The sequence below is a fragment of the Gluconacetobacter johannae genome (assembly GCF_014174305.1).
GTDB classification, from domain to species: domain Bacteria; phylum Pseudomonadota; class Alphaproteobacteria; order Acetobacterales; family Acetobacteraceae; genus Gluconacetobacter; species Gluconacetobacter johannae.
The window spans coordinates 47,227-65,981 of record NZ_JABEQH010000011.1 but is presented as its reverse complement, the minus strand read 5'-3'; the positions used below and the strand labels follow the sequence as shown (position 1 = coordinate 65,981).

Sequence of the window (18,755 nt, the reverse complement as noted above, 5' to 3'; positions counted from 1 at the left end):
GCCGCAGTCCATGGAGCGTGAGCCGGAGATTCAGGACATCGCGGTTGGCGATCCCGTCGCGGATCTGGCGCGCCTGCTGGTCGATACCGGCCGGTGCGACGCCCGGTCCATCGAACGCGCGCGTCGCGCGGCGGACCAGAGCGGGGGGCGGCTGGACCGGATCCTGCTGCAACTGGGCCTGGTGTCCGAGCGCGACATGGCGCTGAGCTACGCGGAACTGCTGCACATTCCGCTGGCAACCCCCGATCTCTACCCGCAGGAGCCCGTGCTGGCCGAGCAGTTGGGCGCGCGCTTCCTGCGCGATGTCCACGCCCTGCCCATGGCCCGGACCGGGGATGGCGTGACCTTGGCCCTGCGCGACCCGCTGGACCCCTTCGCGCCGGCGTCGATCGCGGCGGCCACGGGGCTGCATGTGTCGCCCCTGGTGGCCCTGCCGATCGAACTGGACGCCGCGTTCGAGCGCCTGTACCCGCGCGAGGAGGACGGCGCCGCCCTGCCGGACGACGACGCCGCCGCGCCGCTGGAGGACGACGCCGAACGCCTGAAGGACCTGGCGTCCGAGGCCCCGGTGATCCGCCTGGTCAACCAGATCGTCGGCCGCGCCGTCGAGACCCACGCGTCGGACATCCATATCGAACCCTTCGAGGACCGGCTGCGCGTCCGCTACCGCTACGACGGCGTGCTGCACGAGATGGACAGCCCCCCCGCACACCTGATCCCGGCCATCGTCTCGCGCATCAAGATCATGGCCCGCCTCGACATCGCCGAACGGCGGCTGCCGCAGGACGGGCGGATCAAGCTGGCCGTGCGCGGGCATGAGATCGACTTCCGGGTCTCCACCATCCCGTCGCTGCATGGCGAAACCGTGGTGCTGCGCGTGCTCGACCGGTCGAGCGTGCGATTCGACTACGCAACCCTGGGCCTGCCGGCCGCCATCGTCGCGCGGCTGCGCGAACTGCTGGCCCTGCCGAACGGGATCGTGCTGGTGACCGGCCCGACCGGCTCGGGCAAGACCACCACGCTCTACACCGGCCTGTCGGACCTCAACGCCGTGACGCGCAAGGTCGTGACGATCGAGGACCCCATCGAGTACCAGCTCGGCGGGATCAACCAGGTGCAGGTCCGCCCGCAGATCGGCCTGACCTTCGCGGCCCTGCTGCGCGCCATCCTGCGCCAGGACCCCGACGTCATCATGGTCGGCGAAATCCGCGATATCGAGACGGCCCAGATCGCGGTGCAGGCCGCGCTGACCGGGCATCTGGTGCTCTCGACACTGCATACCAATTCCGCCGCCGCCGCCATCATCCGCCTGCGCGACATGGGGGTGGAGGATTACCTGCTGACGGCCGTGCTGCGCGGCGTGGTGGCGCAGCGGCTGGTCCGCCGCCTGTGCGACCGGTGCAAGGCGCCGTACAGCCCGCCCGCCGAACTGGTCGAGCGCCTGGGCCTGCGGGCGCTGTCGCCCGACGGGCCGGTCACGCTGTTCCGCCCGGTGGGCTGCGCCCATTGCCGCACCACCGGCTACAGCGGGCGGCAGGCGATCGCGGAACTGCTGGAACCGGACGAGGCCATCGCGCATCTCATCTTTTCCCGCAGCGACCATACGGCGATCGAACGCGCGGCCGTCGCGGCCGGGATGGTGCCGATGTTCACCGCCGGCCTGCTGGCGGCGCTGCGCGGGGAAACGACCATCGAGGAAGTGACCCGCAGTGTCCGGGGCTGATGTGAAATCCATGCCCGGCGGCGCCGATGGCTGACTTCAGCTTCACCGCCGTCGACGCGCAGGGCAACCTCGTCCGGGGCACGCTGGATGCCGAGACCGAGGCCGCCGCCGTGGCGGCGCTGCGCCGGCAGGGGCACATCCCCATGCAGGTCGGCGCCCCGGCCCGCTTCGCGCTGACGCTGCCGTCGGCCATGGGCGGCCTGCGCCGGAAGGACCTGCGGCGCGGCGAACTGGCGGCGATCACGCGCGAACTGGCCGTCATGCTGGGCGCGGGGCAGGATATCGACCGGGCCTTGCGCTTCCTGGTGGAAACCGCGCCCAGCGCGCGGGTGCGCGCGGTGTGCGACGGGGTCCGCGCCATGGTGCGCGACGGCCAGGCGCTGCATGTCGCCCTGGGGCGCTATCCCGGCAGCTTTCCGCCGCTGTATGTCGGCATGGTCCGCGCGGCCGAGGCCGGGGGCGACCTGGCCCCCACCATGGACAGGCTGGCGGCCTTGCAGGAGCGCGAGCGCGCCCTGGCCGCCACCGTACAGTCCGCCCTGATCTATCCCGCCATCCTGACGCTGGCGGCCTGCGGCTCGATCTACCTGCTGCTGACCGACGTGCTGCCGCAGTTCACCCCCCTGTTCGCGCAGAACGGGGCGGTGCTGCCGGCCTCGACGCGCCTGATGATCGGGGCCGGCGACGTGCTGGGCCGCTACGGCATCCTGATCCCGCTGGTCCTGCTGGCGCTGGTCGTGGCGGGCCGGGCCATCCTGCGGCGTCCGGCGGCGAAGCTGCGGGTGGACGGCTGGCTGCTGACGCTGCCGGGCCTCGGCGCGCTGCTGCGCGAAATCCTGGCCGCCCGCTTCGCCCGCATCCTGGGCACGCTGCTGGAAAACGGGGTGCCCATCCTGGCGGCGCTGTCGATCGTGCGGGGGGCCATCACCAACCTGGCGGCCGTGCGGGCCATCGACGCGGCGACGCAGAGCGCCAAGGGCGGGCGCGGCCTGTCCGGCGCGCTGGAAGCGGCTGCGCTGTTTCCTCGCCGCACCGTCCATCTGCTGCGGCTGGGCGAGGAAACCGCCCGGCTGGGGCCGATGGCGCTGCGGGCCGCCGACATTCACGAAGACCAGGTGCGTATCGTCACCCAGCGCCTGGTCGCCCTGCTGGTGCCCGCCATCACCATCGTCATGGGCCTGCTGGTCGCGGGCATCGTGTCGTCGCTGCTGCTGGCCATGCTGAGCTTGAACGACCTTGCGAAATAGCGCGCGGGACGCGGGGTTCACCCTCATCGAGATGATCGTGGTCGTGCTGGTCCTGGGCCTGGTGGGCACGATGCTGATCGCGCGCGGGCCGCTGCATTCCACGACGATGGACCTGCGCGGCGCGGCGCAGTCGCTGGCCCTGGCCCTGCGCCAGGCGCGGATGCAGGCGATCGTCTCGGGCGCCGCCACCACGGTCACGATCGACCCGGTGCATTTGGACTATGGGGCAGGGCGCGGCGCCCGCCAGGCCCTGCCGCGCGGCGTGGCGCTGGCCGCCGGCAGCGCCACGGGCGTCACCTTCTACCCCGACGGCAGCGCCTCCGGCGCCCGGCTGGGGCTGGTCGAGCAGGGGCGGCAGGTCACCCTCCGCACCAACTGGCTGACCGGCGCCGTCACCGTGGACGGGCCATGAGCCCCGTCATGCGCGACCGCGACGCCGGCTTCACCCTGATCGAGGTCCTGATCGCCTTCGTCATCGCCATGCTGGCGCTGGGCGTGGTCTACGAAGGGATGATCGGCGGCATCGCGGCCACGCAACTGTCCAACCGCACCGAGGAAGCGATCTCGCGCGCGCAGTCGCACCTGGCGGCGGTGGGTCACGGCCTGCGGATCGCCCCGCTGGTGCAGGGCGGGGACGACGGCAGCGGCTTCACCTGGCAGATCCGCATCGTCCCCGACCAGTCGGGCACGGCGGACCATGGCTCCGCCATGGTGCTGTACCGGGTGGACGTCACCGAATCATGGCCCGACGCGACCCCGTCGGGGGGGCGTCGGGCGGTGGTGCTGCACACCCGGCGGCTGGGCGCGCGGGTGGGCGCGCCATGAGGGCCGGCCGCGACAGCGGGCAGCAGGGCTTCACGCTGGTCGAAATCCTGATTTCCCTGGTGGTCTTCTCGCTGGTGCTGCTGGCGCTGGAACGGGGGTTCCAGGCGGCGACGATGGTCTTCGAGCGCCAGCGCGGCATGCTGGCGGCGCAGGCCGAACTGGGCGCGGTCGACCGGTTCCTGCGCCATCTGGTCGAGGACGCCAACAACGGCGGCGCGCGGGACGGGCCGGTCTTCGTCGGGCGCGCCCACGGCTTCGCCCTGCGCGGCCGCCTGCCGCTGGCGCTGGGGGCCGATACGCCATTGGCCGATATCCGCCTGTCGGTGGACGACCGTCACCGGCTGACCGTCGTCTGGGCGCCCTACCGGCATGTGGTCGAACCCGCGCCCCCCACGCGGCAGGACATCCTGCTGGACGGCGTGCGGGGGATCGACTGTGATTATTTTTCGGGCGGAAAGTGGGACAATGGATGGTATGGAAACGGTTTGCCGGAACTCGTGCGGATCCGGATCCTCTTTCCCGATGACGATCGGCGCCACTGGCCCGATATCGTCGCGGCGCCCATGACGGAACCCATGCCCGGCTAGTAAAAGAACCCTGAACGAATAAAAGTTTTCTGATTCTTTTTTCAAAAGAAGCAAAATACTCCCTTGCCACCGGTCGGAACCCTGTCCTTGCCCGTCACGTCCCTGACACACGCTTCATGATCCTCGGCGACCTGTTCATCTGGTGGCGGCGACAGATCGGGGAGATGATCCCCGAGCGATGGCGCCTGTCACGCTTTTCGGCCCGGCCGGTGATCGTCGCGGCGCTGGCGGACGCGCGGCTGGCCGTGTCGCTGGTCCGGCAGGGCACGTCCACGCCGGTCGGCGGCTGCGGCCTGTCCGACGGGGCGGACGACGGCGAGGCCACGGCCTGCCGCCAGGCCCTGTCCGATGCGTTGGGGGGCGGCGCGCCGGCCTCGACCGTGCTGCGCCTGCCGCCCGGCCTGCTGATGCAGCGCGATGTCGTGCTGCCGTCGGCCACGGGCGGCAGCCTCGATACGGTCCTGGGCTACGAGATGGACCGGCTGACGCCCTTTCCCGCCGACCGGATCTGGTACGCCTACGACATCCTGCGCCGCGACCCCGACCACAAGCAGTTGCATGTGCGGCTGTCGATCGTGCCCCGCGCGGCGGTCGCCCCGGCGCTGGCCGCCCTCGCGCGGGTCGGGCTTCGGCCGGACGTGCTGGAAGACGCGGCAAGCCGGGCGGCTATCCCGATGCGCGACGCCGCGACCCGGTACGGGCGGCCGCGTCGCGCCCGCATGGCGATGATCGTCGCGGCGGCGCTGCTGCCCGTCGTCGCGGGGGCGGCGGCGTTCTGGCGGCAGTCGGTCGAACAGGGGCATCTGGCGGCGCGGATCGCGCTGCTGCGCCCCGAGGCCGAGCAGGCCCGCGTGCTGCGCCGGCAGGCCGAGGACCGTTCGGCCGGGGCGGGACTGATCGCGCGCGAACGCAGGCGGCTGGGCGACCCGATGGAGGTGCTGGCCGCCGTCACCCGCATCCTGCCCGACGACAGCTTCCTGACCGACCTGATCCTGCGACAGGGGCAATTGATCGTCAGCGGCCAGGCCGCCGCCGCGACGGGGCTGATCCAGGCCCTCAGCACCGATCCCCTGTTCCGGACCCCCGCCTTCGTCGCCCCGGTGACGCGGGTGGAGGGGCAGAATGCCAGCCTCTTTTCGATTCATGCGGGCGTCGGGCAGTGATGTCGCCGATCTCGAAACACACTCTCCCGTCGCGCCATGCCCTGGTCCGCGCCCTGCCCGAAGGGCGGGCGGGCCACGTGGCCGCCCTGGGCCTGTCGGCGCTCGTCGTGATGCTGGGCTGGCTGCTGGTCGTGGGGCCGCTGTGGGGCTGGTACGGGCGGCGCGCCGAAACCCTCGCCCTCCAGCGCGACACGGTGGAACGGATGCAGGCCCTGTCGGCGGCCCTGCCGGGCCTGCGCCGCGCCGCCGCCACGTCCGCGCCGGGGCCGGCGCTGCTGATCGGCGGCGCGACGGACGCCATCGCCAGCGCCAATCTCGAGGAGATGCTGCAACAGACGGCCTCGTCGATGGGGGCCAGCATCTCCAGCGCCGAGAATGTGCCCGCCGCCATGATCGGCCCGTACCAGCGGATCGGGCTGCACATCGTGGTCGGCGCGTCGTTTCCCACCCTGGTCCGATTGATCGCCACCCTGGAACGTTCCGCGCCCGCCGTCGTTATCGACGGGCTGCATATTCACAAATCCGAAGACGAGGACGCGCCGGCCACGATGATGGAATGCGACATGTCCGTGTACGCGTTCCGCCGGACCGACAGCAGCGCGCCCCCGCCGGCCGCCCCCGCGCCATGATCCGCACGACAGTCCGCCCGTCGCGCCGGGGCCGCGCCATGGCCTGCGGTATCGTATGGGCCGTCCTCTTTCCTCCCTTTTCCGCCCACGCCGCCGCGCCGGCCGCGCCGGGCATGGCCAACGCCGCACGGATCGCGGACTGGCAGGCGGTCATCCTGGCGCGTCCGCTGTTCAGCCGCACCCGCCGCCCCGAGGCCGCGCCGGATGTGTCCGCATCCGTGCCGCGGCTGGCCGGCATCGTCGTCAGCCTGGGGCGACGCCGCGCCATCTTCATGACGCCGGGCGCGGGGCGAGGACAGGTCGTCGATGCCGGCGCGACGGTCGGCCCGTGGCGGGTCCTCGCCATCGGGGTCGATTCCGTGCGCGTGACCGGCGCGGGCGGCGCGCAGACCCTGCGGCCGGACCGCGACCGCAGCGCCGACGGCAAGGCCGGCGCCCCACCTCCCGGCCTTTCCCAACCCGGCGACCAGAAGCCCGAAGACCAGATACCAGGCGGCACACAATGATTTTTCGCGATGATTCGTTTCCCCGCACGACCTGCCGCCGCCGACATGCGGGCCGGGTAGGGGTGATGCTGTGCCTGGCCGTCACGGGATGCGCCCCCGCGCATGCGCCGCAGGTGCGGCCGCTGCCCGGCCCGCTGTCGCTGGGCCGCGCCGAACCCGACATGACCGGCGGCCGGATCGGGGCGGTGAACCCGGTCGGCCCGGTCCAGTACAGCTACGGGCGCGATGCGGTGCCGTATATTCCCGCGTCGGGGCAGGCGGGCGGTGTCGGCACGATCGTGCTGAATTTCGCCGATACCGACATACGCGACGCGGTATCGCAGATCCTGACGGACATCCTGCATGTGAATTACGCGATCGACCCGGCGGTCAGGGGCCAGGTGACGCTGCATACTGCTGCGCCCCTGACGTCGGCGCAGGTCATGCCGGCCCTGCAACTCATCCTGTCCCAGGTGCACGCCACCCTCGTCCGCAGCAACGGCCTGTACCGCATCGTGCCCGCGCAGGCCGAGGGGGGCGCGTCGCAGGGGGCGGGCACGCCGGGCCTGGCCGAGGGCGAGGCCCTGGGCGGCAGCGTCATGGTGCCGCTGCGCTACGCCGCCGCCGGAAACCTGGCCAAGGCGCTTCAGCCGTTCGTGCAGGCTGGGGCGCACGTCACGCCGGTGGACAGCGCGAATGCCGTGATGGTCAGCGGCGAGCCCTCGGCGCGCAACACGCTGGTCGAGGTCATCCGCGCCTTCGACGTGGACTGGCTGGCCAGCCAGTCCTACGCCCTGCTGCCCGTGGATTCGGGAAACGCCCGCGACATGGCGACGGCCCTGCAAACCGCCCTGCACGGCAGCGGCGGGGCGCTGGCGCAGGTCGTCCAGGTCCTGCCGCTGGCGCGGGTCAATGCCGTCCTGGTCGTGGCCCGGGCCGCGCGCTATGTCGATGACGCGCGACGGCTGTTCGCGCTGATCGAACGCAACCGCCGCGCGACCATGCGGTCGTGGCACGTGTTCTATGTGCAGAATTCCAGCGTGAACGACGTGGCCTATACGTTGCAGCAGGCGTTCACGCCGGGCGACGTGACGGCGCTGCCGCCCGAAGCCGCCGCCACCCAGGCCGGCCAGGGGGGCATCGGCGCCAATGTCATGGGCGGCGGCCTGGGTGGTGGCGGTCTGGCCGGCGGCGGACTGGGCGGCAATAATGCCATGACGGGCGGGTTGGGAAACGCCGGTTCCCTGTTCGGCGGGGGGCAGCAGGGTGCCGCGACGCCGGCCGCCGGCCAGCAGGGGGGCGGGGGACAGACGGCAGCCCAGCCGGGGGCGTCCAGCAATCCGCTGCTGGGCGGGCTGGACAGCACGGCCGGCAACGACGGCCGAAGCCAGGGGATGCGGATCATCTCCAACGCCCAGCACAACGCCATCCTGATCTACGCGACCGAGCAGGAAAGCGACACGGTCGAGCAGATGATGCGAAAAATCGACGTCATGCCCCTGCAGGTCCGCATCGACGCCGTCATCGCCGAAGTCCAGCTCAACGACGCGTTGCAGTACGGCACGCAGTTCTTCTTCAAATCCGGCGGCATCAACGGGGTTCTCAGCAGCAACAGCCAGACCATCACTGCCGGCACCCTGGCGACGGCGGCCTTCAGCCATACGCTGCCCGGCTTCATCATCGGCGGCGCCAGCGGCGGCGGCGCGCCGTTCGCCATCGACGCGCTGCAGAACGTGACCACGGTGCATGTCCTGTCGTCGCCGCAGCTCATGGTCCAGGACAACAAGGCCGCCCGCCTGCAGGTCGGGCAGTTGGTGCCGATCCAGATCGGCTCGCAATCCAGCACCATCGGCACGTCGATCTACAACCAGTTCACCTACCAGCCGACGGGCGTCATCATGCAGGTGACGCCGCATGTCAGCGACGCCGGGCTGGTCACGCTGGACATCGTCCAGGAGGTCAGTTCCGTGACCTCGGCAAATTCCACCACCAGCAGCGCGATCGCCAACCCCACTTTCAACGACCGCTCGGTGTCCTCGCGCGTGGTGGTGCAGGACGGGCAGACGGTGGGGCTGGCGGGCCTGATTACCGATACCTCCACCCGCACCAACAGCGGCATCCCCTGGCTCAAGAACATCCCGGTGCTGGGTGTCCTGGCGGGAAACCAGAACAACAATCGCCAGCGGACGGAATTGCTGATCCTCATTACCCCGCATGTCATGCACGACCAGCATGACGCCGTGGCGTTGATGGAAGACCTGCGCGACAGCCACCCCAACGCCGCGGTCGTCCCGGACGAATTGACCACGATGGGCGCGACCGGCAACGCCGATCCCCAGCAGCACCTGCGGCACAGGGTCGGCCTGTCGCCGTGACGGGCGCCCGTACCAGGAAGGGCGACGGAGAACGCGACGGGGGCTTCGCCCTGTTGATCGTGCTGTGGACGCTGGTCCTGCTGTCGTTCCTGGTGTCCGTCGTCGTGACGTCGGCCGACCGGCAGTTGCGTACCGTCCATGCCATGCGCCGCGCGGCGCAGATGCGGGCGGCGGCGGATGGGGAAATCTGGCTGGGGATCTTCCATGTCCTCGACCGCTCGCCCGGGCACTGGAACGCCGACGGGCGCGAACATGTGCAGGCCGCGGGGGGCCTGACATCGCGCATACGCCTGGCCAGCGAGGCCGGGCTGGTCAATCCCAACATCGCCTCGCGGGCGCTTCTGGCCGCGCTGTTGCAGGTATGCGGGGCGCAGAAAATTCAGGCGGACGCCATCGCCGCCAACATGGCCGAATGGCGCAGCACCGCCGGGCAGGGGAACGCCGCCCGGACGAAGGCGCTCTATCTTGCCGCCGGACGCCCTTATGCCCCGCCGGGCGACATGTTCCGCAGCGTCGATGAAATCGGCCTTGTGCTGGGCATGACGCCGGCGCTTCTGCGCGCGGTGCGGCCGTACCTGTCGGTGACGCAGCAGAACGATCCGGACATCGCGCTGGCCGACCCGGCCGTCCGCCGGGCGCTGGAGATGGCCGGGGCGCCCCATGCGCGCACGTCGCCCGACAGCGGAAGGCCCGTGACCATCCTTGTCACCGTCGCGATGGATGACGGCCAGGGGGGGCATGTGTCACGCCGGGCCACGGTCCTGCTGTCGCCGGGCGCGCGGGCGGGCGAGGATCCGGCCGGCAGGGTCCGTATCCTGGCCCTGGGGGCCTGACCGGCCGCGCGTCAGATCCGGCCATAGCCGTGGGCCGTGACCGGGCGCGGCGTCAGGCGCGCCTTCTGCCCGGCGTCCGACAGGTCCGGCGTCCGGCCGTCAGGGGCCAGCGGCACGAGCGTGCGCTCCGGCGTCAGGACATAGCTGGAGCGTTCCGAGGTCGGCGCCGATTGCAGCTCGATGATCGTCCAGCTCTTGCCGCCGGTCGTGACGGTGCGTTCAACCCAGATGTCCCGCCAGCGGACATCGTGGGATGCGCCGACACTGGGCGAGGACTGGGTGGATGGACGCCGCAGGACGCGAAGATGGTAGATGCCCTGACGGGCATCGGGCGGTCCGTCCAGGACCAGCGCCACGGATCTGTCCCAGCCATCGGAATTTCCGTTCTGGTAGCCGTACCAATCCCCGAAAACCGGCCGTGGGTGGTTCATGCATCCCACAAGGGGCAGCGCCGCCGCCAGCAGCCACAATTTGCCACGCATCTGCGTTCCACCGAACAGGTTGCCGGCAGTCAAACGCGCCGCGCGGGGCGATGTTCCGTCAGGAGGGCGCGCCGGCTTTCTTCGTGGCCCGGTCGCAGAGGGCGCGCCGCTCCGGGATGTCGAAATCCGTGAGCCTCATGACGCTCGCGGTTTCCGAATGGAGAACCCCCGCCGTTCCGTACGCATAGTCCACATTCCCCGAATGGTCCCTACGCACCGCGCCCGTCTTCCGGATCAGGCCGTCCAGCAACGGCGTCGCGGTCTCATGTGCGGCAAGCGCGTTGGTGATGCAGAAATTAAGATAGCCGGCCAGCCGCGCATCGGGGGCGCCGTCGATCGCGGCCTGCGCCGAAAGCAGGGCCGGCGAGGCTCTGTCCCGTGCCATGACCGACGCCGCCATGAGGGTCATTGCCAGGGCCATTGCGGGAAATATTGCCAATAAAGGATAGCGCATCATTTTTCATCCTGCGGCCCATGTCGCCCGTCGCACCCGTCACCAGGACTGTCGTCACGCCGCCTCTATCGCCGAACCCGCCTGCACGCCTGGCGTCAGGGTTTTCTCCGCTCCGGCCTTCAGGTGATCCGCAAGACGAAGCGCCAGCGCCACGATCATCTGCGTCGGGTTGCAATGACCCGCTGTCGGGAAGACCGAACTGCCGGCGACGTACAGCCCCTCGACGCCATGAACACGGCACTGTGCATCGACGACGCCTTTCGTCCGGTCATCCGACATCCGGGTTGTGCCCGTGGGGTGCGCGACGTCCACAAAGGCCGGGGGGAAGCCTGCCCCATCGCGAACCCAGGGGGCGAGTTTCAACGCGGGCAGCCCCATCTGGACGAACTGCCGCGCCACGATTTCCGCCATCGTCCGCATGGTGCGCGGTTCGTCCTCATGAATCCGCCAGTCGATGCGCGGCAGCCGGCGGCCAAAGCGGTCCAGCCGCTCGGACAGCGTCACGCGACTGTCGGGATCCGGCCGCTGCTCGCACATGCAGTCGAGGTTCAGGCTGTCCAGCTTGCGCGGCAGGCCATTGCGGTCGATGAAATAATCCTTGAGGCCACGGACAAACAGCCCCGCGTTCGCCGCAATGGCCAACGCATCCCCCGGAAACTGCGGCTTGCCACGAAGAATGCGCTTGAGGGCATTCCACGGATCATCCGGCTTGACGGACTCGCCAAGCCACGCTGAACAGTTGAGCAGGCCTTCGGCTTTCTGGACCTCCGGGCTCAGCCGCAGGCCCGAGCGGAACAGGTTGCCGCGAAATTTGTAAATCCCGATCCACTTCCGCAGCGTTTCCGAATCCGACACGTCGAACGCGCCTATGGGCCCACGCGGGTGGTCCATGAGGTAGCGACCAACGAGATCGTGATCGTTGCCAAGGCCGTTGGGCGTCACCGTATTGGACGACAGCAGCAGGCGGGCGCTCTCGATCCCGCCGCAGCACAGGACCACGTTCCGGGTGAACAGGGTTCGCTCACGCCCGTCCGGAGACGCGAACGCGACAGACCGCACCGCCCGGCCGGATTCGACCGGGTCGATACGCAGCACGGTCGCGCCGGTGACAAGTGTGACGTTCGGGCCAATCCGGCTGGCGAGGCGGCGGCCGACCCGCATGTATTCAAAAGGGTTCGTATCGTCACGGCTATATTGCCAGAAGAACGGCAGCAGCATGGCGGGGTCGGGTCGCGATCTGGGCCGTTTGCGCCCCGCAAGATGCCAGAAGCGATCGTCGCTGAATCCACTGCCGGTCGCGAGGCCGAGATAAGGCGCGCTTCGATCGAAGTAGGGCGAGAGTTGCCCGATGTCGAACGGCCAGCCGGAGGCAGGCACCCAGGAACGCTTTTCAAGGTCAATGGCATCGAAGGGGCCGCAGCGGCCCGTCCATGTGTGCGAGGTCCCGCCAACGATCCGGTTACGCACGCCCCACTGGTCCACGATACGCGGGCGCCCGACATTCTCGACCTCGTTCAGGATGTCAGCCTCGGGACTCCGCACAAAATTGCCGCTCTCAAGTAAAGTAATGCTCAGACCGGTATTGGACAGTTCGCGGGCAATCGTGCTTCCCGCGGGCCCCGAACCAATGATGCACAGGTCGCACCCCATAAGGGCAACGGACTCATCATTGCTGCTGTTTTTCAATTCGATAACTGGCATCTGACTTCCGCGCTCCATATTCTTAGGGCCGCACAGACAACCGCGTATAAAAAGGGAATGGCAATCAGTATATAATCATCGACGGTCCATCGCGTGTGGACCGTATCCTTCCATATGGGCACATCATCAGGTCACGGGGGCGAAACGAGCGGGTCTGGCATCGGTGTTATGAGATGAATGATTATGATTGTGATGTCATAACAGATGGACATCGCCTTAACGAACGATCATGGTCATGGTTCCTGACCGGATGAACCATCTGTACAGGTTCTTTTGTTGAGAATGCTTTTTAAAATCACGGAATGGCGCCAAACGGCCGCCGGAAGGCGAACCCCATGCACCGGCCGGCGTTCACCCTTCAGGGGGGGATAGTGCCATGCTGCGTCTACGACACGCCCTGGTCGTCACGGCCCTGCTGGGGGCGAGCGGATGCGCCGAGGGATACGACGGCGACTACGACTACCGGCCCGTCGGCTGGAACGCGGGCTGGTACTCCGGCAGCTACGGCGGTCATCGCGGCTGGTATGATGATCGCGGGATGTGGCGAGGGTGGCATAATCACGCCGGCTGGCATGACGAGGGCGGGCGCGGCTGGCATGATCGGCACTGGCACGACCACCGGCATTGACCCCGGGCCGGATCAGGCGCGGCCGTAGCCGAAGCTGCCGCGCGGGCGCGGCGCCAGGCGATAGTCGAGGCCGCCGGGGGTAAGGTCCGGCCGGCCGTCGGCCGTGGCGGGGACAAGCACGCCGTTGGGAAGTTCGATGTAGTGGGACACCAGCATCGCATGATGCGGGCTGCTGTCCAGACCCGACAGGTCGATGCGCCGGCAGGCCACGCCGTCGATCGTCACGGGGTGCGCCGACCAGGTGCCGGTCAGATAGTCCGACACATTGTCCGCCGCGCCGACCATCCACATCGTCTGCATGTGCAGGCGGAACCCACCCTGACGGGCAGTGGGCGGCCCGTCCAGCACCAGTTCGACGGCCACCCGGGCCTGTGGCGCGGGCAGCGGCAGGTAGCCGTACCAGTCGCCGAACACCGGCCCCGCGGGGCCGGCGCAGCCGCACAGGCCGATCGTCAATCCGCCGAGCAGCGCGACAAGGCTCCGGTTTACGCTCGGCATGTCATCTGTCCCGATCCCGCTGGCGTCAAACCGGCCATAGGACCATGGCACGTTTTCGTCCGGCCCCGAGGGGCTAAAACAGTTGAGGAATCAACTTGGATGTGTAATCAGCCGCCACATAATCGTTCGTCTCGCGACGCTTTGGGAGTTCTATCTTCCGGGCAGGCATTTTTTCGTAGGGTATCTTTCCCAACATGTGGGTGATTATATTGAGGCGCGCACGCTTCTTGTCGTCGGATCTTGCGACGTACCAAGGTGCCCAGGACGTATCTGTCTTTAGAAACATGTCATCTCGGGCTCGCGAATACTCGTCCCAACGCGCATAGGATTTGAGGTCCATTTCAGATAGCTTCCAGAGCTTGCGACCATCGGTAATTCGGGACTCGAGACGCCTGGTCTGTTCTTCCGGACTGACCTCAAGCCAGTATTTCAGAACAATAATCCCGGAATCGACCATCGCCTTCTCGACCCACGGCGCGCCGGAAAAAAAGACCTCCAGTTCCCTCTCGGTGCAAAAACCCATGACGCGCTCGACACCCGCTCTATTATACCAGCTGCGGTCAAAAATAACGATCTCCGATGCGGCGGGAAAATGGGGCAAATACCTTTGCACATACATCTGGGATTTTTCTCGTTCAGTTGGCGCGGGTAGCGCGACAACGCGGAACGTGCGCGGACTCACCCGCTCCGTGATTGCTTTGATTACGCCACCTTTGCCAGCTCCGTCGCGACCTTCGAAGACGATGCAAATCTTTTTCTTTTCACGACGGACCCAATCCTGAAGCTGCACGAGTTCGACTTGGAGCCGCTCCAACTCCCGTTCGTATTCCTTCCGCGGCAGCTTCTCGGTGCCAGGAGAGGCGATCGGCTCATTTGCGTTTTTCGATGCCGACTCCTTCCTCGAACTGGATTTTCCCATTTTCTCCTCCTCCTGAGAGGATTTCAATCTGATGGTGACGGGGCAGTTTACCGTGGCGGTAGAGCCGAGACCAAACGCAATCCCGACCGGGACACCTCATGGCAGGAACACGAAGCCGTCATGACTCGCACAGATATGATGTACGCAAGATTGTGACCGGTCATTGGAAACTTGCCGGCGGATATGAGCTTTACACCGCGAAGCCGGAGCCTGGTGCGGTCGTACATGTGGCGACACGGCTTACGGCATCCAGCCTCTCATGCCGAGAAGATCGTTCCTGGGAGAACGGCGCTGATGTCAAAGAAAACAATCGCGTGGATCCTGGTGGCCGTCGTTTTGGGCGCAAGCTACTTCGGCTACCAATATTGGCAGCAGTTGCAATCCGCCCTGCCGAAGGGGATCGCATCAGGTAACGGGCGCATCGAGGCGAAGCTCGTCGATGTCGTCGCCAAGGAACCGCTCCGGGTGCAGGAACTCCGTGTTGATGAGGGGGATCTTGTCAAACCTGGAGAGGTACTGGTTCTGCTGGATACCGCCACGTTGCAGGCAGAACTGGAAGAGGCGAAACTAAACGTCGCTGCTACGCAGGAAAAAGTGGCCGTCGCACAGGCTTCTATCGTTAAAACGCAAAGTGAAATCAGGCTCGCCAAGATCGAGGTCAGACGCAGCAGCGCCCTCGTCGCCGAACGCGCTGGCTCGCAGCGCGAACTCGATGTCCGTAACGCGGCGCTACAAACAACCTCAGCCGGCCTTCAGGAAAACCAGGCCACGCTCCGCACGCTTGAGCAGGAGGTAAGGGTCGCCGAGGCAAAAGTGGCGACGGTCCAGACCCGAATCGACGATGCGACCCTGAAGTCTCCTATTCTGGGACGGGTGCTCTATCGACTGGTCGAAGTCGGCGAGGTTTTGGGGCCGGGCGGAAAGGCACTGACGTTGGTGAACCTGAATGACGTCTACATGGAGATATTTCTTCCTGCCGAGCAGGCTGCACGGCTAAAAATCGGAGCGGAGGCACGTATTCTCCTCGACGCTCGACCCGACCGCCCAATAAAAGGGTATGTCAGTTTCGTGTCGCCGGAGGCGGAGTTTACGCCCAAACAGGTCGAGACACGAAGTGAGCGAGAAAAACTCATGTTTCGCGTGAAGCTTCGCGTCCCTGAAAAGACAGTCGAGACCTACATAGATATCATTAAAACCGGCGTTCGAGGCGTTGGTTACGTGAAGGCGGAGGACGCCGCGTCCTGGCCGGCTTCAATGCAAAACGCCCTGTAACCAGGACGAAGCGCAGAATAGGGCGAACCCCGAACCGCCGGATGCGGAGCATGCCGCAAAATGACTCCATGGCCTGCACAGCCTGGAGGAAGAATATCAATGAGCCGGCGCGCCAGCGAAACGCCTGTCCCAACACGCCAGAGAACGTACCCATGCCAATTCCCGAGTCTCATGTGTCTATGGACATAGACGGTCGTGCTGCGGTGGCGTCGATACATGGCGTGACTCACCGCTACGGCACGACAATAGGCCTCGACGGACTCTCCCTCGACATTCCAAGCGGGCGCATGGTCGGCGTCATCGGTCCGGACGGCGTCGGAAAATCGACGCTTTTGGGTCTGATCGCAGGCGCCAAAAAGATCCAGCAGGGGAAAGTGATCGTCCTGGGTGGCGACATCGCCGACGCGAGGCATCGTCGCGAGACCTGTCCCCGGATCGCCTATATGCCTCAGGGCTTGGGAAAAAATCTCTACTTTGAATTGAGCGTGCAGGAGAACGTCGACTTCATGGCGCGGCTCTTCGGCCTGACCGCCGGGGAGCGCCTTTCCCGTATCGGGGAGCTGCTGCGTGCAACGGGGCTCTCGCCCTTTCCCGACCGTCCAGCAGGCAAATTGTCGGGGGGCATGAAACAGAAAGTCGGCCTCTGCGGCGCCCTGGTTCACGAGCCCGACCTCCTCATTCTTGATGAACCGACCACCGGCGTCGATCCACTCTCGCGTCGACAATTCTGGGCGCTTATTGAGGAAATTCGTTCCGGACGGCCCAGCATGAGCGTCATTATCTCCACCGCCTATATGGATGAGGCCCAACAATGGGATTGGATCGTCGCCATGGATGCCGGGCGGGTTCTTGCGACGGGAACACCCGCAGCGCTAATGGAACGGACCGGAACCTCTGATCTCGAGAGGTGTTTCATCGCCCTACTCCCGGAGGAAAAGCGCACGGGTCACGTCGACCTGACCATTCCACCGCGCCCGACCGGCAAATCCGAGGTCGCCATCGATGCAAAGGGGCTCACGTGCCGCTTCGGTAACTTCGTTGCCGTCGACCACGTCTCCCTGACGATCGAGCGGGGAGAAATCTTCGGTTTTCTTGGCTCCAACGGGTGTGGCAAGTCCACCACCATGAAAATGCTGACGGGACTGCTGCCGCCAACCGAAGGAAGCGCGAAGCTATTCGGTCAGCCTGTCGACGCCGGCAGCATCGAGGTACGCAAGAACATCGGCTACATGACGCAGGCCTTCTCACTCTATGGTGAGCTCACTGTCCGGCAAAACCTCGTTCTTGATGCGCGCCTCTATCATATTCCGCCGAACAAGGCGGAGACACGCATCAAGGAGCTTGTCGAAAAATTCGGGCTTGGCCCCTATCTCGACGCGTTGGCCAGCGACCTGCCGATGGGCCTGCGTCAGCGCCTGTCTCTGGCCGTCGCGGTGTTGCACGGTCCAGAGTTGCTGATCCTGGACGAACCGACCTCAGGGGTCGATCCAGTTGCGCGCGACAACTTCTGGGAGTTGCTGATTGACCTTTCGCGCAACCAAGGCGTTACGATCTTCGTAACGACTCATTTTATGAATGAAGCTATGCGCTGCGACAGAATCTCGCTGATGCATGCCGGCAAGGTGCTCGCCGCCGATGTTCCGAAGAAGTTGATCGAAGCACGCGGCGCCGCCACGCTGGAGGAAGCCTTCATCGGCTACATGGAAGACGCGATCGGAGAGGCCACGACCGAGGGCCAGACAAAAGAGCACGCGGACCTGCACGCAGGCACGGACGCCCCGCAACACGCAGTGCGTTCCGGTCTTTCACTGCGTCTTAGCCGACTTCTGGCTTACACCATCAATGAAACCATGCAGATCCTGCGCGATCCGGTTCGGCTTGCCTTCGCCTTCGTCGGTTCAGCCTTGCTGATGCTTGTCTTCGGATTCGGCATCACGACTGACGTGGAACATGTGCGCTACGCGACCTTCGACCTCGACCAGACGATGGAGAGCCGCTCCTATCTGGAACAATTCGCGGGCGCACCGCGGTACTTCGCGCAGCAGGCACACGTTCGCTCCGTCGAAGATGCACTTTCGAGAATGCAGTCGGACAAGATCTCTCTGGTCCTGGAGGTGCCTCCGAATTTCGGTCGCGATATCAGGAAGGGATCGAAGCCGGAAATTCTGGCAGAGGTGGACGGCGCCGATACGTTCCGTGGCGAGACGGTCGCGCAATATGTTCAAAGTGTCCAGGACGCGATGCTTCTTGATCCCAACAACGGGATTGGGATCAAACCACCGAAATACACCGCCAATTTTCAAGATCGCTACATGTATAATCCGACGTTCGAAAGTGTCTACGCGATGGTTCCGAGCATCCCCCCCATCCTGCTGATCCTCCTTCCGGCAATTCTCATGGCGGTCAGTATCGTGCGCGAGAAGGAGCTTGGTTCCATCATCAACTTCTACGTCACGCCGACAGGCCGGCTGGAATATCTGATAGGCAAGCAGCTGCCTTATATCGCGATCGGCATGATGAACTATTTCGTTCTCGTGACGATGGCGATCTTGGTTTTTGACGTCCCGCTAAAGGGCAGCTTCCTGATGCTGACGCTCTGCACGCTCCTTTACGTCACCGTGACAACGGGCATCGGCATGGTAATTTCGACCTTCACGAGCAGTCAGGTTGCCGCCGTCTTCGTAACGACAATTATTACGCTTTTACCGACCATCCAGTTCTCCGGCTTTCTGCAGCCGGTCTCAACGCTTGCAGGTCGGGCAAGATTCGTGGGTTCGATCTGGCCCACCACCTATTACATGCACGCGAGCAAAGGCGTCTTCACCAAGGGACTTCACGCGAATCTCCTGGCGCCGGACCTGACGTTCCTCGCTTGCAGCATTCCCATTCTTTGGACCGTGAGCGCCCTCGCTCTAAGCAAGCAGGAGAGATAGA

18 protein-coding genes are annotated in these 18,755 nt (G+C 66.2%); 13 read left to right on the top strand and 5 right to left on the bottom strand.

Annotated features, from left to right (window positions below; translation table 11 throughout):
* Nucleotides 1-10: 10 nt before the first annotated feature.
* From HLH21_RS09495 to HLH21_RS09450, 10 genes are all read left to right on the top strand, one after another.
* Nucleotides 11-1,723 (top strand): GspE/PulE family protein, encoded by a 1,713-nt coding sequence (locus HLH21_RS09495; RefSeq protein ID WP_182943515.1) that lies wholly within the window; start codon nt 11-13, stop codon nt 1,721-1,723.
* A 26-nt stretch (nt 1,724-1,749) separates the two neighbouring features.
* Nucleotides 1,750-2,970 (top strand): type II secretion system F family protein, encoded by a 1,221-nt coding sequence (locus tag HLH21_RS09490; protein WP_182943514.1) that lies wholly within the window; start codon nt 1,750-1,752, stop codon nt 2,968-2,970.
* On the top strand, nt 2,960-3,382 hold the full coding sequence (locus tag HLH21_RS09485) for a GspH/FimT family pseudopilin (protein ID WP_182943513.1): 423 nt from the start codon (nt 2,960-2,962) through the stop codon (nt 3,380-3,382). The genes HLH21_RS09490 and HLH21_RS09485 overlap by 11 nt, the downstream gene beginning before the upstream one ends.
* A complete protein-coding gene (locus HLH21_RS09480; protein ID WP_246379500.1) occupies nt 3,379-3,795 on the top strand; it encodes a PulJ/GspJ family protein in 417 nt (138 codons plus the stop codon). The genes HLH21_RS09485 and HLH21_RS09480 overlap by 4 nt, the downstream gene beginning before the upstream one ends.
* Nucleotides 3,792-4,382 (top strand): prepilin-type N-terminal cleavage/methylation domain-containing protein, encoded by a 591-nt coding sequence (locus tag HLH21_RS09475; RefSeq protein WP_182943512.1) that lies wholly within the window; start codon nt 3,792-3,794, stop codon nt 4,380-4,382. The genes HLH21_RS09480 and HLH21_RS09475 overlap by 4 nt, the downstream gene beginning before the upstream one ends.
* 116 nt (nt 4,383-4,498) lie before the next feature.
* The gene (locus HLH21_RS09470) at nt 4,499-5,545 is read left to right on the top strand and encodes a PilN domain-containing protein (RefSeq protein ID WP_182943511.1); all 1,047 of its coding nucleotides are present in this window, start codon (nt 4,499-4,501) and stop codon (nt 5,543-5,545) included.
* Nucleotides 5,545-6,174: a type II secretion system protein GspM gene (gene gspM, locus HLH21_RS09465; protein WP_182943510.1), complete on the top strand. Its 630-nt coding sequence runs from the start codon at nt 5,545-5,547 to the stop codon at nt 6,172-6,174. Before HLH21_RS09470 ends, gspM begins: the two co-directional genes overlap by 1 nt.
* Complete coding sequence (locus HLH21_RS17000; RefSeq protein WP_246379499.1) at nt 6,171-6,680, top strand: general secretion pathway protein GspN; 510 nt, start codon at nt 6,171-6,173, stop codon at nt 6,678-6,680. The genes gspM and HLH21_RS17000 overlap by 4 nt, the downstream gene beginning before the upstream one ends.
* Nucleotides 6,677-9,034 carry a type II secretion system secretin GspD gene (gene gspD / locus HLH21_RS09455; protein WP_182943509.1) on the top strand — a complete coding sequence of 786 codons (2,358 nt, stop codon included), beginning with the start codon at nt 6,677-6,679 and terminating at the stop codon, nt 9,032-9,034. Before HLH21_RS17000 ends, gspD begins: the two co-directional genes overlap by 4 nt.
* Entirely contained in the window at nt 9,031-9,867 is an 837-nt protein-coding gene (locus HLH21_RS09450) for a type II secretion system minor pseudopilin (protein ID WP_182943508.1), read from the top strand. The genes gspD and HLH21_RS09450 overlap by 4 nt, the downstream gene beginning before the upstream one ends.
* An 11-nt stretch (nt 9,868-9,878) precedes the next feature.
* Here HLH21_RS09450 and HLH21_RS09445 read toward each other — a convergent pair whose 3' ends face one another.
* The 3 genes from HLH21_RS09445 to HLH21_RS09435 form a co-directional block, all read right to left on the bottom strand.
* On the bottom strand, nt 9,879-10,349 hold the full coding sequence (locus HLH21_RS09445) for a hypothetical protein (protein WP_182943507.1): 471 nt from the start codon (nt 10,347-10,349) through the stop codon (nt 9,879-9,881).
* Nucleotides 10,350-10,407: 58 nt separating this feature from the next.
* Nucleotides 10,408-10,734, bottom strand: a complete 327-nt coding sequence (locus HLH21_RS09440) for a hypothetical protein (protein WP_182943506.1) — start codon at nt 10,732-10,734, stop codon at nt 10,408-10,410.
* Nucleotides 10,735-10,857: 123 nt separating this feature from the next.
* Complete coding sequence (locus HLH21_RS09435; RefSeq protein WP_182943505.1) at nt 10,858-12,504, bottom strand: GMC oxidoreductase; 1,647 nt, start codon at nt 12,502-12,504, stop codon at nt 10,858-10,860.
* A gap of 376 nt (nt 12,505-12,880) precedes the next feature.
* Here HLH21_RS09435 and HLH21_RS09430 point away from each other — a divergent pair, with 376 nt between their 5' ends.
* Entirely contained in the window at nt 12,881-13,132 is a 252-nt protein-coding gene (locus tag HLH21_RS09430; RefSeq protein WP_182943504.1) for a hypothetical protein, read from the top strand.
* Between the two features lie 12 nt (nt 13,133-13,144).
* On the opposite strand, the gene HLH21_RS09425 is transcribed toward HLH21_RS09430, so the two are convergent.
* Nucleotides 13,145-13,630: a hypothetical protein gene (locus tag HLH21_RS09425; RefSeq protein ID WP_182943503.1), complete on the bottom strand. Its 486-nt coding sequence runs from the start codon at nt 13,628-13,630 to the stop codon at nt 13,145-13,147.
* A gap of 73 nt (nt 13,631-13,703) precedes the next feature.
* A complete protein-coding gene (ppk2, locus tag HLH21_RS09420) occupies nt 13,704-14,549 on the bottom strand; it encodes a polyphosphate kinase 2 (RefSeq protein ID WP_182943502.1) in 846 nt (281 codons plus the stop codon).
* 294 nt (nt 14,550-14,843) lie between these two features.
* Between ppk2 and HLH21_RS09415 the strand changes: the two genes are divergently transcribed.
* Both HLH21_RS09415 and rbbA read left to right on the top strand, forming a co-directional pair.
* Nucleotides 14,844-15,821, top strand: coding sequence for an HlyD family secretion protein (locus HLH21_RS09415; RefSeq protein ID WP_182943501.1), 978 nt, complete (start codon nt 14,844-14,846; stop codon nt 15,819-15,821).
* Between the two features lie 152 nt (nt 15,822-15,973).
* A complete protein-coding gene (gene rbbA / locus HLH21_RS09410) occupies nt 15,974-18,754 on the top strand; it encodes a ribosome-associated ATPase/putative transporter RbbA (protein ID WP_456305460.1) in 2,781 nt (926 codons plus the stop codon).
* Nucleotide 18,755 lies beyond the last annotated feature (1 nt).